Source organism: Streptomyces sp. NPDC101225 (assembly GCF_044767585.1).
In the GTDB taxonomy this organism is placed as follows: domain Bacteria; phylum Actinomycetota; class Actinomycetes; order Streptomycetales; family Streptomycetaceae; genus Streptomyces.
This window is the reverse complement of record NZ_JBIWOE010000016.1, coordinates 154,918-167,097: the sequence shown is the minus strand read 5'-3', so window position 1 is coordinate 167,097 and position 12,180 is coordinate 154,918. Positions and strand designations below refer to the sequence as shown.

Genomic DNA, 12,180 nt, shown 5'->3' with positions numbered 1-12,180 from the left:
GGCCATCAAACCGTCATCCGGGACTCCCGTGCAAATTGTGTGTACCGCCCGTACGGCCTCTGTAACGCTCCCGCGACGCTTGTCTCGCGTACGGTCACGGATCGGGCACCGAACTTGACGTGTCACCGCCCTGGGGCAGACTTGGCCGGGAATAGCACTCTGGATCACTGACAGTCAACGGCGCCTGACGGCCCACGGGGGAAACGGAACATGAGCCAGGACGGCGCACAGGGCCGGTACCAGGGACGGGCGTTGGCCGGCGGCCGCTATCAGCTGCGCGATCTGCTCGGCGAAGGCGGCATGGCCTCGGTCCACCTCGCGTACGACAGCGTGCTCGACCGCCAGGTCGCGATCAAGACGCTCCACACGGACCTGGGGCGGGAACAGGCCTTCCGCGAGCGCTTCCGCCGTGAGGCCCAGGCCGTGGCCAAGCTCACGCACACCAACATCGTCTCGGTCTTCGACACCGGCGAGGACAGCCTCGACGGCATGACGACGCCGTACATCGTCATGGAGTACATCGAGGGCCGCCCGCTCGGTGCGGTGCTCGACGAGGACGTACGGCAGTCCGGCGCGATGCCCGCCGACAAGGCGCTGAAGATCACCGCGGACGTGCTCGCCGCGCTGGAGATCAGCCACGAGATGGGCCTGGTCCACCGTGACATCAAGCCGGGCAACGTCATGATGACCAAGCGCGGCGTGGTCAAGGTCATGGACTTCGGCATCGCGCGTGCCATGCAGTCCGGTGTGACCTCGATGACGCAGACCGGCATGGTCGTGGGCACCCCCCAGTACCTCTCGCCGGAGCAGGCGCTCGGGCGGGGCGTGGACGCCCGCTCCGACCTCTACTCGGTCGGCATCATGCTGTTCCAACTGGTCACCGGGCGGCTGCCGTTCGACGCGGACTCCCCCCTGGCGATCGCCTACGCGCATGTGCAGGAGGAGCCGGTCGCGCCCTCGTCGATCAACCGTTCGCTGCCCCCGGCGGTGGACGCGCTGGTCGCCCGCGCGCTGAAGAAGAACCCCAACGAGCGTTTCCCGAGCTCCGAGTCGATGCGCGACGAGTGCCTGCGCGTGGCCGCGTCCTTCCAGGCGGCCCCGCCGAGCATCGTGCCGGGTGCGCCCGCCCAGGCCGGCTCCGGCGTCGGCTCCGCGGTCTTCCCGCCGGTCGACCAGGCGACCCCGGCGCCGACGGGCCCCGTGCAGACGCCGTACCAGCCGACCCCGAACCCGTACGGCGCCCCGTCCGCGCCGTCCCCGGCCTACGGCTACCCGCAGCAGGGCGGCTACCAGACGCCGTCCCCGTACGGGCAGCCCTCGACCCCGCCGCCGTACAACATGACGCCCCAGCCCGCCCCGTCCCCGGCCGGCGGCGGCAAGAACAACAAGCCGGTGGTCATCGGCTCGATCGTCGTCTCGATCATCGCCGTCGGCGGCCTGATCGCCGCGCTGATGCTCAACGGCGGCGGCAGCGGCGACGAGAGCAAGGACGGCGGCGGCAGCGCGAGCGCCTCGACGACGAAGGCGGCGGGCTACCGCGGGCCCGACACGTCGAAGAAGATCGACGTGAACGAGTGCAAGGAGCCGCAGGAGTCGTACAACGACCCCGACAAGATCCAGCTGCCCGACTTCCGGTTCAAGTACATCGGATCGGTCAAGGAGTGCCTGCAGGCCGCGGGCTGGCACCTGAAGACCAAGAAGCTGGACGAGAACACGTACGGCGAGGGCACGGTCATCGACCAGTTCCCCTCCGCCCGCACGGACGTCGACCCGAAGAACATGCCGCAGATCGAGCTCAGCGTCTCTACGGGCAACCCGCCGTCCTGACCCGCGCGGCGCGCAGGAAAGGGAAGGGCCCGGCGGCCGAGGCCGCCGGGCCCTTCCCGTCGGGTCCCTGAGGTGTCGGGCTCCCAGGGGCGTGCGCGTCCAGAGGTACGGCCCGCTCCCCGGACGTACGGTCGGCGTCCTACAGGTACGGTCCGCCCGAGTGCCCGCCGGCCTGGCGGTCCTCGGCGCCGTCGGGGCCCACACCCGGCGGCAGCGCGCGCCGCATCTGCTCCAACTGGGCCCGCGCGGCCATCTGCTGGGCGAACAGCGTGGTCTGGATCCCGTGGAAGAGGCCCTCCAGCCAGCCCACCAACTGGGCCTGCGCGATGCGCAGTTCGGCGTCGCTCGGGGTGCCGTCGTCCGTGAAGGGCAGGGAGAGCCGCTCCAGCTCCTCCACCAGCTCCGGCGCCAGGCCGTCCTCCAGTTCCTTGACCGAGCTGCGGTGGATGTCCTTCAGCCGGGCCCGGCTCGCCTCGTCCAGGGGAGCCGCACGCACCTCCTCCAGGAGCTGTTTGATCATGCTGCCGATCCGCATCACCTTGGCCGGCTGCTCGACCTGCTCCGTCACCGGAATCTCGCGGGAGTCCTCGCCCGTGCCGCCGCCAATCGCCATACCGTCCTGGCCCACGACCAGGATCTGGGGATTCTCCGGCGACCTGTCGTTCCTCGGCATCTCCATGCCGCCATTCTCTCGCACCCGTGCATCTCATCACCGTGGTGCCCCCCGTACGTGGTGATCCACCGTTTACGGTGCGGGAGTTTCCGTCCGCAGCCGCAGCAGCCGGGCCTCGCAGTGCTCCAGCCAGCGGATCTCGGCCTCCGCATGACAGATGATCTGCTCCAGGACCAGCAGCCGCGCCACCTCGTCCGGGTGGCCGGCCGTCTGCGCGAGCGCCCGTGCCCGCTGCCGCACGTACTCGTGCAGCGCCTCCGCCACATGGTGGCGCTGCGTCTCGACGACCGCCCGCACGTCGACGCCGGGTGCGCCGACCGCCAGCGCCAGCTTGATCGCCAGCTCGTCGCGCGGCGGACCGGCCCGCTCCACGGGTCGCGCGAACCAGGCCGCCAGCTCGGTCCGGCCCGTCCCCGTGAGTGTGTAGAGCGCCCGGCCGGCCTCGTCCTCGCCGTCGCGGACGACCATCCCGTCCCGCTCCAGCCGGCCGAGCGTGGTGTAGACCTGTCCGACGTTCAGCGGCCAGGTACCACCGGTGCGCACCTCGAACTCGGTACGCAGCCGTGAGCCGTAGCGGGGGCCCTGTTCGAGGAGCGCCAGCAGTCCGTGACGTATCGACATACCCGGATTGTGCAGCGACTTCGGATTTTTGGCGGAACACGGCGTGCCGGAAGTGCGGGCCGGTGTGAGCCTTGAGACGTGACTCCATGGCTGCGTGCTTTGCAGGGGGCCGGACTGGTGATGGGGGTGGGGGCCGGCGTGCTCGTGTCCCCGTGCGGGGATGGGGCGGCGTACGGGGCCGAGGCGTTCCGGGCCGCCGCGTCGTACGGGAGCGTTTCGTCGTACGGAGGCGTTTCGTCGGACCGCGCCGTCTCGCCGTACCGGGCCGTTTCGTCGTACGCGGGCGTATCGGCGGACTCCGGTCTCTCAGGTCTGTCAGGTCTGTCAGGTCTGTCCGGCCCATCCGGTCTCTCCGGACCACCTGGTCTCTCCCGTTCCGCCGGGCACGGGCCTGAGACGACGCACGCCCCCAAATCGACACACGCCCCCGGATCGACGCACAGGCCCGGCTCCGCGCACGGACCCGCCGCTCCGGACGCGGTCGCATCGGCGGACCTGGACGGTGACGGGGACGAGGCCGGGACCGGGGACGGGACCGGCAGGGGGTCCCACACCGGGCACTCGCACGGTGCCGGCACCCCGCAGGCCGCGCCGCGCCGGTCCGGCTCCGCCAAGGCCACGCCCGAGCCGTCGCGCGCCGGGAGCGTGGCGGGTGAGGGGCGGGAGCGGCCCGGACGCCGGGAGACTCCGCCGGCCGACGAGTCGGCGGGCGGCTCCTCGGACCAGGGCGAGGAGCAGAGCGAGAACCAGAGCGAGGAGAGCGGGGACGGCGCGTACCCGCAGGGGGAGGACGCGGGAGACGGCACGGACGACGACTCCGCGTCGCCGCCCGCGGAGGCGGGACTGGTTCCGTCCCGGCCGGCGCGGCCCCCCGCTCAGCAGGCCGCGACCCCGGCCGAGCCCGTTCTGCGCATCCTGCCGCTGGGCGGCGGACTGGTCCTGATCGGGCTCGGCCTCGGGTTCGCCTTCATCGGGCTGCGGCTGCGGCGCGCCTAGGAATCCCGGCCGTCACGGGCCTCAGGGCACGACCAGCAGCACCTTGCCCACGTGACGGCTCTCCTCCACGACCCGGTGGGCCGCGGCGGCGTCGCTCATCGGGAGTTCCCGGTCGACGACCGGGCGGACGTGGCCGCCGTCGAGCAGGGGCCACACGTGCTCGCGCACGGCCGCGACGATCGCCGCCTTCTCGCCGAGCGGGCGCGCGCGCAGCGAGGTCGCGCTGATCGCGCCCCGCTTGGTCAGGAGCGTGGCGATGTTCAGCTCGCCCTTGATGCCGCCCTGCATGCCGATGATGGCGAGGCGGCCGTTGACGGCGAGGGCCTGGACGTTGCGGTCCAGGTACTTGGCGCCCATGTTGTCGAGGATGACGTCGGCGCCCGCGCCGTCCGTGGCCCTCCTGACCTCCTCGACGAAGTCCTGCTCCCTGTAGTTGATCAGGATGTCCGCGCCCAGCGCGGCGCACCGCTCCAGCTTCTCCTTGCTGCCCGCCGTGACGGCGACCTTGGCGCCGATCGACTTGGCCAGCTGGATCGCCATGGTGCCGATGCCGCTGGAGCCGCCGTGCACCAGCAGCGTCTCACCGGGACGCAGATGGGCGATCATGAAGACGTTCGACCAGACGGTGCAGACCACCTCGGGCAGCGCCGCGGCCTGCGTGAGGCCGATGTCCCCGGGCACGGGCAGCAGCTGGCCGGCCGGGATCGCGACCTTCTCGGCGTAGCCACCGCCCGCGAGCAGCGCGCACACCTCGTCGCCGACGGCCCAGCCGGAGACTCCGGGGCCGAGCGCGGCGATACGGCCGGAACACTCCAGGCCGGGGTAGGGGGACGATCCCGGCGGTGGGTCGTAGAAACCCTGCCGTTGCAGGATGTCGGCGCGGTTGACGGCGCCGGCCGCCACCTCGACCAGCACCTCGCCCTCACCGGCCACCGGATCGGGGACCTCGTCCCACACCAGCGCCTCGGGCCCACCAGGTTCGGGAATCGTGATCGCATGCATGAGGGGGACGCTACTCCTCGCCGTCCGGGCGGCACGGGAGCGGGCCACGGCACGTGATCACTCCTGGGGCAGGGTCCGGATGCCGGGTGTGACCCGCGCGCCCGGCGTGGCCCGGACGATGGTGATCAGACGGTCCGTCAACTGCAGTGTCCCGATGGCCGGATCGTCGTAGCCGAGCACCCGGTGGCCGCGTATGACGCTCACCACCAGGTCCTCCGTCTCCCGCGGGCTGCGGCCCACCTCGGCCTTCACGACCGGCCGTTCGACCATGTCGAGCCCGGTGCCCTGCTGGATGAGATCCTCCAGCACCATGCCGGCCACGGGGCTGAGCACGGACAGGCCGAGCAGGCGGCCGGCCGCGCTCGCGCTGGTGATGACGGCGTCGGCGCCGGACTGCTTCAGCAGCGGGGCGTTCTCCTCCTCCCGCACCGCGGCCACGATCTTCGCCCCGCGGTTGAGCTGCCGTGCCGTCAGGGTGACCAGCACGGCGGTGTCGTCGCGCTGGGTGGCGATGATGATCTGCCGTGCCCGGTGCACCTCGGCCCGCTTGAGCACTTCGCTGCGCGTCGCGTCCCCGATCACGCCGGCGAAGCCGTCGGCCGTCGCGGCGTCGATCACCTTGGAGCTGGGGTCGACCACGACGACCTGCTCTTTCTTCAGACCCGTCGCGCAGACGGTCTGGACCGCCGAGCGCCCCTTCGTCCCGAAGCCGACGACGACGGTGTGGTCGCGCAAGGTGGACCTCCAGCGGTTGAGTCGCCATTCGTCGCGGGTGCGTTCGGTGAGAACCTCCAGCGTGGTGCCGACCAGGATGATCAGGAAGAGCACCCGCAGCGGCGTGACGACGAAGATGTTGGTGAACCGGGCGGCGTCACTGACCGGGGTGATGTCGCCGTATCCGGTGGTGGAGAGCGTGACGGTCGCGTAGTAGAAGGCGTCGAGCAGGTCGACCGACTGGTCGGAGGTGTCGTTGTAGCCCTCGCGGTCGGCGTAGACGATCAGGGCGGTCGCGAACAGCACCAGCAGTGCCAGCAGCAGGCGTCTGGCCACCTGCCGGATCGGCCGCTCGATCACCTTCTTCGGGAGTTCCACCCGGTGGGTCACGAGATGCTCGTCCGCCTGGCGGGCGATCGCGTCATGGCCCGGCAGTTTCACGTGAAACACACTCCGATTCCGGCGGAGGCCCAGGGCAGATCGAGGAGTTCCAGCTCCTGGCCGGAGCCGGCGCCGCCCGGTGGCACGACGGCGAGGGCGTCGGCCGCCGCGATGCCGCGCAGCATGGCGGGCCCGTTGTAGTGCAGCGGCACGGCACGGTCGCCGCGCAGCACGACGGGGATGAGCCGGGTGTCGTGGGGATGTCCGTGGGCCGCTTCCTGGAGCGGCAGGGTGTACGGCTCCGGGGCCGGGCGCGCGGCGAGCGTGCGCAGCAGGGGCTCGGCGAGGGTGAGCAGGCCGGACACCGCGGCGAGGGGGTTGCCGGGCAGGCCCACCAGATGCTGGTCGTCCTTGGTGCGGGCCAGCAGCATGGGATGGCCGGGGCGCACCTTCACGCCGTCCACGAGCAGTTCGGCGCCGATGCGGCGCAGGGTGGGATGGACGTGGTCGACGGGGCCGGAGGCGGTGCCGCCGGTGGTGACGATCAGGTCGGCGTCCGAGCCGGTGACCGCCTTGCGCAGGGCCTTCTCGTCGTCGCCGAGCCGTCGTACGGAGGTGACGTCGGCCCCCAGCGCGCGCAGCCAGGGCGGCAGCATCGGGCCGAGGGCATCCCTGATCAGTCCGTCGTGCGGGGTGCCTTCGGTGAGCAACTCGTCGCCCAGTACCAGGACATGGACCCGGGGGCGGGGGACCGCGGTGACGGTGTCGTAGCCGGCGGCCGCGGCGAGACCGAGCACAGCCGGGGTCACCAGGGCGCCGACGGGCAGGAGCTGGTCTCCGGAGCGGCACTCCTGGCCGCGCGGGCGGATGTCCTGGCCGTGGTGCATGGCGCGGACGGCGTGCAGCCGGCCCTTGTCGTCGGTGCGGCCGTGCTCGGTGCGGATCACCGCGGTGGTGTCGAGGGGGATCCGGGCGCCGGTGGCGATCCGGACGGCCTCGCCGTCGGTGAGGGCCGCGGACTCGGCGTGCCCGGCCAGGACGCCCTCGTCCCGTACCTCCCAGGGGCCGGGGCCCGCGACCGCCCAGCCGTCCATCGCGGAGGTGTCGAAGGAGGGCAGGTCGGTGAGGGCGGTGAGGGGGGCGGCGAGGGTGAGCCCGAGGGAGGCGTCGAGGGGGACCGAGACGAGGGCGCGCCGGGCCCCGCCGGAGGCATCTCCCCTGCCCTTGGGGCCACGGGTGCGGGCGGCACGGGCGGCGATCTCCCGGGCCTCGGGCCAGGGGGTGGCCCGGTGCTGCCGGGCGTCGGGCCGGTGCGGCGCCCCGTGAGGGGGGCCGGACGCTGCGGGCACGCTGTCGCCGGCGATGCGGCCGTCATGGTCGTTCACCAGGGCGAGCACCTCCTCGACGTCCAGGTCCCCGGCGTCCTCGCCGGTGCGGGCGGAGCGGGCGGTCATCCGGCGTCCGGGTGGTCGTCGGGCGTGGCGCCCGGTGCGGCGTCCGCCTGGGCGGCGGCCTCTTCGGCCCAGCGCTGGGCGAGGGCGGCGGCCGTGCGGGCGGCCTCGGCGACGGCTTCGGGACCACCGCCCGCGCGGCCGGCCGCGTAGCCGACGAGGAAGGTGGTCAGGGGCGCCGCGGGCCTGGCCACACCGTGGGCGGCGTCGCGGGCGAGGTCGAGCAGGAGGCGCGTGTCGACGTCGAGGTCGATGCCCAGCTCGTCCTTGGCTGCGGAAATCCATTCATCCAACACGTGCCCATGCTCCCTGATACGTGCCCTGGCGGCGGCGATGTCGTCCCAGGTGTCGCAGTCGAAGGACGCGACGGGGTCCGGGACACGGGTGAGGTCGAGGGCGCCGGTCAGCCGGCGCAGCGGGAGGCCGGTGAGGCCGCCGTGCTCCGTGGACAGCGCGGCCAGCCCGCGGCGCAGCGCCTGAGAGCGGTAGGCGGCCACGAGGGGCTGGTCGCGGCCGTCCGCGTCGGTGAGCAGGACGCCGTCGGCGCCGCTCGCGTCCAGCGCGGTCAGCAGCCGCCGTACCGTGGCCGCCCCGAGGAACGGCAGATCGGCGGAGAGGACGACGAGCTCTCCCGCCGTGGTGTGGTGCAGCCCGGCGCCGAGCGCGGCGACGGGTCCCCCGCCGGGCGGGTCCTCGCGGGTCCACAGCACGGGCCGGGCGGTGGGCCGGGCGTCGGCCACGACGACGGTCGTGCGGGCGTCGGCGCAGGCGGTCAGGACCCGGTCGAGCAGCGCCCGGCCGCCCACACGGACGCCGGGCTTGTCCGCGCCGCCGAGCCGCCGGGCGACGCCGCCCGCGAGCACGACGGCGTCGTACGGCACGGCGTCGGCGCGGTCGCCGGAGGGCTCGTACGAGGTCACCCCCCGAGTATGCGTGCCGTGGCGATCACAGGGAACGTGTGGGCGGCCGCGCAATCACAGCGTGCGCAGCAGGACCGCCGGTTGTTCCACGCAGTCCGCCACGTACCGCAGGAATCCGCCCGCGGTGCCGCCGTCGCACACCCGGTGGTCGAAGGTGAGCGAGAGCTGGACGACCTGACGCACCGCCAGCTCGCCCTCGTGCACCCACGGCTTGGGGACGATGCGGCCGACGCCGAGCATGGCCGCCTCGGGGTGGTTGATGATCGGCGTGGAGCCGTCGACCCCGAAGACGCCGTAGTTGTTCAGCGTGAACGTGCCGCCGGTGAGGTCGCCGGGGGTGAGGGTTCCCGTCCTGGCCGACTCGGTCAGCCGGGCGAACTCCGCGGTCAGCGCCTCCGCGTCCCGGGCGTGCGCGTCCCGGACGACCGGCACGACCAGGCCCCGCTCGGTCTGCGCGGCGAAGCCGAGGTGCACCTGGTCGAGCTGGACGACCTCCCTCGCCTCCATGTCGACCGTGGAGTTGAGCTCGGGGAAGCGGGCGAGGGCGGCGGTGCAGATGCGGGCCAGCAGGGCGAGCAGGGAGATCTTCGGGCCGCCGGCCGCGTTCATGGCGGCACGCGTGCGCATGAGTTCGGTGGCGTCGGCGTCCACCCAGCAGGTCGCGTCCGGTATCTCGCGGCGGCTGCGGGAGAGCTTGTCGGCGACGGCGCCCCGGATCCCCTTGAGGGGGACGCGCAGGCCGTTGCCGGCGGCCGGGGCGGGCGTCACGCGCGCGGGGGCCTCGGCCGGGGCCTCGGACGGGCCTGCCTGCGCCCCGGCGGCACGCAGCGCGTACTCCACGTCCGCCCGCAGGATCAGCCCGTCGGGGCCGGAGCCGGTCATCTCGCGCAGGTCCAGGCCGTTCTGCCGGGCGAGCCTGCGCACCAGGGGCGAGATCACGGGGACGGGGCCGTCCACCGGCCCCGGAGTGCCGCCGTGCCCGTTCGCCTCGCGGGGCGGGGCGACGGCCGCCGTCCGCTCCGGCGTCACCCTGCGGCGGCGCGCGGGCGCCTGCGAGGTGCCGTATCCCACCAGGACGTTGCCCGAGCCCTCGGTCTCGGCGGCGGCCGGAGCGCCCACCGCGACCGTGATCAGCGGGGCGCCGACGGGCAGCTCCGTGCCCTCCTCGCCGAAGCGGGCGGTGACCACGCCGCCGTAGGGGCAGGGCACCTCGACCATCGCCTTGGCCGTCTCCACCTCGACGACCGGCTGGTCGACCGTGACGAGGTCGCCGACCTCGACCAGCCACCGCACGATCTCCGCCTCGGTGAGTCCTTCGCCGAGGTCGGGGAGCCTGAACTCCAGGCTGTGCATGTCAGAAGCGCGTGACATCAGCTCTCGGCCTCCCACTGCAGGCGCGCCACGGCGTCCAGGATCCGGTCGACGCCGGGCAGGTGGTGACGCTCCAGCATCGGCGGCGGGTAGGGGATGTCGAACCCGGCCACGCGCAGCACCGGTGCCTCCAGATGGTGGAAGCAGCGCTCCATGACGCGGGCCGCGATCTCCCCGCCCGGGCCGCCGTAGGAGCCGGACTCGTGCACGACGACCGCGCGTCCGGTCCGCCGCACCGAGGCGCAGACCGTCTCGTCGTCGAACGGCACCAGGGAGCGCAGGTCGACGACTTCGAGGTCCCAGCCCTCGGCCGCCGCGGCCTCGGCAGCCTCCAGGCAGACGGGCACCGACGGCCCGTAGGTGAGGAGCGTGGCGCTGCGGCCGGCGCGCCGCACCACCGCGCGGCCGATCGGCTCGACGTCCGTCGGGTGCTCCGGGTTCCAGGAGTCCTTGGACCAGTACAGGCGCTTGGGCTCGAGGAAGACGACCGGGTCGTCGGAGGCGATCGCGGCGCGCAGCAGGCCGTAGGCGTCGGCGACCGTGGCGGGCGTGACGACATGGAGCCCCGGAGTCGCCATGTAGTACGCCTCGGAGGAGTCGCTGTGGTGCTCGACGCCGCCGATGCCGCCGCCGTAGGGGACGCGGATGGTGATCGGCAGCGGCATGGCGCCGCGGGTGCGGTTGCGCATCCGGGCCACATGGCTGATCAGCTGCTCGAAGGCCGGGTAGGCGAAGGCGTCGAACTGCATCTCCACGACCGGCCTGAGGCCGTACATCGCCATGCCCACGGCCGTGCCGAGGATGCCCGCCTCGGCCAGCGGGGTGTCCGTGCAGCGGTCCTCGCCGAACTCCTTGGCGAGCCCGTCGGTGACCCGGAAGACGCCGCCGAGGGTGCCGACGTCCTCGCCCATGACGTGCACGGCGGGGTCCTCGGCCATGGCGTCGCGCAACGCGCGCGTGAGGGCCTGCGCCATGGTGGCCGGCTTGACGGCGACGGTGGTCATCGGTGGCCGCCTTCCTGTTCCGCGTGGAGCTCCGCCTGCAGCTGGGCCTGCTGTTCGCGCAGTTGCGCGGTGGGCTCGGCGTACACATGGGCGAAGAGGTCCATGGGGTCGAGCACCGGGTCCTGGTTCATCCGCTCGCGCAGGTCGCCGGCCATGGTCTCGGCGGCGTCGCGGGCGGCCCGTATGCCGTCCTCGTCGATCAGTCCGCGCTCGGTCAGCTCGTGCTCCAGGAGCGCGATCGGGTCGTGCGCGCGCCAGGCGTCCACCTCGGTGTCGCCGCGGTAGCGGGTCGCGTCGTCGGCGTTGGTGTGGGCCTCGATGCGGTACGTGATCGCCTCGACCAGGGTGGGGCCGCCGCCCTCACGCGCGCGGCGCACCGCGGCGCCGAGCACCTCGTGCACCGCGGCCGCGTCGTTGCCGTCGACCAGGCGGCCGGGCATGCCGTAGCCGACGGCCTTGTGGGCCAGCGAGGGGGCCGCGGTCTGCTTGGCGAGCGGGACGGAGATGGCGAAGCCGTTGTTCTGGACCAGGAAGACGACCGGGGCCTGCCAGACGGCGGCGAAGTTCAGCGCCTCGTGGAAGTCGCCCTCGCTGGTGCCGCCGTCGCCGACCATGGCGAGGGCGACCACGTCGTCGCCCTTGAGGCGGGCGGCGTGCGCGAGGCCGACGGCGTGCGGGAGCTGGGTGGCGAGCGGGGTGCTCAGGGGGGCCACGCGATACTCGTGCGGGTCGTAGCCGGTGTGCCAGTCGCCGCGCAGCAGCGTGAGCGCCTGGACGGGGTCCAGGCCGCGGGCGACGGCGGCGAGCGTGTCGCGGTAGCTGGGGAAGAGCCAGTCGCGGTCCTCCAGGGCCAGCGCGGCGGCGACCTCGCAGGCCTCCTGGCCGGTGCTGGAGGGATAGACGGCGAGGCGGCCCTGCTTGGTGAGCGCGGTGGCCTGCGCGTTGTACCTGCGGCCGCGGACCAGCTCCGCGTACAGGCGGCGCAGCAGCGCCGGGTCGGTCTTCGCGGCCGCCTCGGTGCCGAGGACGCGGACGGGCTCCGCGTCGGGCAGCAGCGGAGCGGGGTCCGTGCGGGGCTGCCAGGCGGGCGGCGGGGATGGCCGGTAGGCGCCCCGCTGCTCCATGACCGTCATGACGGCACCTCCTCGTGGGAGCGGCTTCGGGCGTACCACGGCATTGTGGTGCGCCTCACCTACCGATTGTTCGGTCGCCGACACATT

The 12,180-nt window shown here is 73.3% G+C and carries 11 protein-coding genes; 2 read left to right on the top strand and 9 right to left on the bottom strand.

Going from position 1 to position 12,180, the window contains the following annotated elements:
• Positions 1–210: 210 nt before the first annotated feature.
• Entirely contained in the window at positions 211–1,827 is a 1,617-nt protein-coding gene (locus tag ACIRPX_RS23175) for a protein kinase (protein ID WP_404197642.1), read from the top strand.
• Positions 1,828–1,966: 139 nt separating this feature from the next.
• Here the strand turns inward: ACIRPX_RS23175 and ACIRPX_RS23170 are convergent, their stop codons facing one another.
• The gene (locus tag ACIRPX_RS23170; RefSeq protein WP_404197639.1) at positions 1,967–2,506 is read right to left on the bottom strand and encodes a bacterial proteasome activator family protein; all 540 of its coding nucleotides are present in this window, start codon (positions 2,504–2,506) and stop codon (positions 1,967–1,969) included.
• Between the two features lie 66 nt (positions 2,507–2,572).
• The gene (locus tag ACIRPX_RS23165; RefSeq protein ID WP_404197636.1) at positions 2,573–3,121 is read right to left on the bottom strand and encodes a PadR family transcriptional regulator; all 549 of its coding nucleotides are present in this window, start codon (positions 3,119–3,121) and stop codon (positions 2,573–2,575) included.
• A 645-nt stretch (positions 3,122–3,766) separates the two neighbouring features.
• Here ACIRPX_RS23165 and ACIRPX_RS23160 point away from each other — a divergent pair.
• Positions 3,767–4,117: a hypothetical protein gene (locus ACIRPX_RS23160; RefSeq protein ID WP_404197634.1), complete on the top strand. Its 351-nt coding sequence runs from the start codon at positions 3,767–3,769 to the stop codon at positions 4,115–4,117.
• A 21-nt stretch (positions 4,118–4,138) separates the two neighbouring features.
• Here the strand turns inward: ACIRPX_RS23160 and ACIRPX_RS23155 are convergent, their stop codons facing one another.
• Genes ACIRPX_RS23155 through pdhA form a run of 7 tightly spaced genes read right to left on the bottom strand, consistent with a single transcriptional unit; the run spans position 4,139 to position 12,093 of the window.
• On the bottom strand, positions 4,139–5,119 hold the full coding sequence (locus ACIRPX_RS23155; RefSeq protein WP_404197631.1) for an NAD(P)H-quinone oxidoreductase: 981 nt from the start codon (positions 5,117–5,119) through the stop codon (positions 4,139–4,141).
• A gap of 57 nt (positions 5,120–5,176) precedes the next feature.
• Positions 5,177–6,274 carry a potassium channel family protein gene (locus tag ACIRPX_RS23150; protein WP_404197628.1) on the bottom strand — a complete coding sequence of 366 codons (1,098 nt, stop codon included), beginning with the start codon at positions 6,272–6,274 and terminating at the stop codon, positions 5,177–5,179.
• A complete protein-coding gene (locus ACIRPX_RS23145; protein WP_404197625.1) occupies positions 6,271–7,668 on the bottom strand; it encodes a molybdopterin molybdotransferase MoeA in 1,398 nt (465 codons plus the stop codon). Before ACIRPX_RS23145 ends, ACIRPX_RS23150 begins: the two co-directional genes overlap by 4 nt.
• Entirely contained in the window at positions 7,665–8,585 is a 921-nt protein-coding gene (locus tag ACIRPX_RS23140; protein WP_404197622.1) for an NTP transferase domain-containing protein, read from the bottom strand. Before ACIRPX_RS23140 ends, ACIRPX_RS23145 begins: the two co-directional genes overlap by 4 nt.
• A gap of 54 nt (positions 8,586–8,639) precedes the next feature.
• Entirely contained in the window at positions 8,640–9,956 is a 1,317-nt protein-coding gene (locus ACIRPX_RS23135) for a dihydrolipoamide acetyltransferase family protein (protein WP_404197619.1), read from the bottom strand.
• Positions 9,956–10,960 (bottom strand): alpha-ketoacid dehydrogenase subunit beta, encoded by a 1,005-nt coding sequence (locus ACIRPX_RS23130; RefSeq protein WP_404197616.1) that lies wholly within the window; start codon positions 10,958–10,960, stop codon positions 9,956–9,958. Before ACIRPX_RS23130 ends, ACIRPX_RS23135 begins: the two co-directional genes overlap by 1 nt.
• Positions 10,957–12,093 carry a pyruvate dehydrogenase (acetyl-transferring) E1 component subunit alpha gene (pdhA, locus tag ACIRPX_RS23125; RefSeq protein WP_404197613.1) on the bottom strand — a complete coding sequence of 379 codons (1,137 nt, stop codon included), beginning with the start codon at positions 12,091–12,093 and terminating at the stop codon, positions 10,957–10,959. Before pdhA ends, ACIRPX_RS23130 begins: the two co-directional genes overlap by 4 nt.
• Between the last annotated feature and the right edge of the window lie 87 nt (positions 12,094–12,180).

Bases quoted from the DNA above. Each gene is read 5' to 3' on its own strand.
- ACIRPX_RS23175 (WP_404197642.1), top strand. From the start codon at position 211: ATGAGCCAGGACGGCGCACAGGGCCGGTACCAGGGACGGGCGTTGGCC.
- ACIRPX_RS23170 (WP_404197639.1), bottom strand. From the start codon at position 2,506: ATGGAGATGCCGAGGAACGACAGGTCGCCGGAGAATCCCCAGATCCTG.
- ACIRPX_RS23165 (WP_404197636.1), bottom strand. From the start codon at position 3,121: ATGTCGATACGTCACGGACTGCTGGCGCTCCTCGAACAGGGCCCCCGC.
- ACIRPX_RS23155 (WP_404197631.1), bottom strand. From the start codon at position 5,119: ATGCATGCGATCACGATTCCCGAACCTGGTGGGCCCGAGGCGCTGGTG.
- ACIRPX_RS23145 (WP_404197625.1), bottom strand. From the start codon at position 7,668: ATGACCGCCCGCTCCGCCCGCACCGGCGAGGACGCCGGGGACCTGGAC.
- ACIRPX_RS23135 (WP_404197619.1), bottom strand. From the start codon at position 9,956: ATGTCACGCGCTTCTGACATGCACAGCCTGGAGTTCAGGCTCCCCGAC.
- ACIRPX_RS23130 (WP_404197616.1), bottom strand. From the start codon at position 10,960: ATGACCACCGTCGCCGTCAAGCCGGCCACCATGGCGCAGGCCCTCACG.
- pdhA (WP_404197613.1), bottom strand. From the start codon at position 12,093: ATGACGGTCATGGAGCAGCGGGGCGCCTACCGGCCATCCCCGCCGCCC.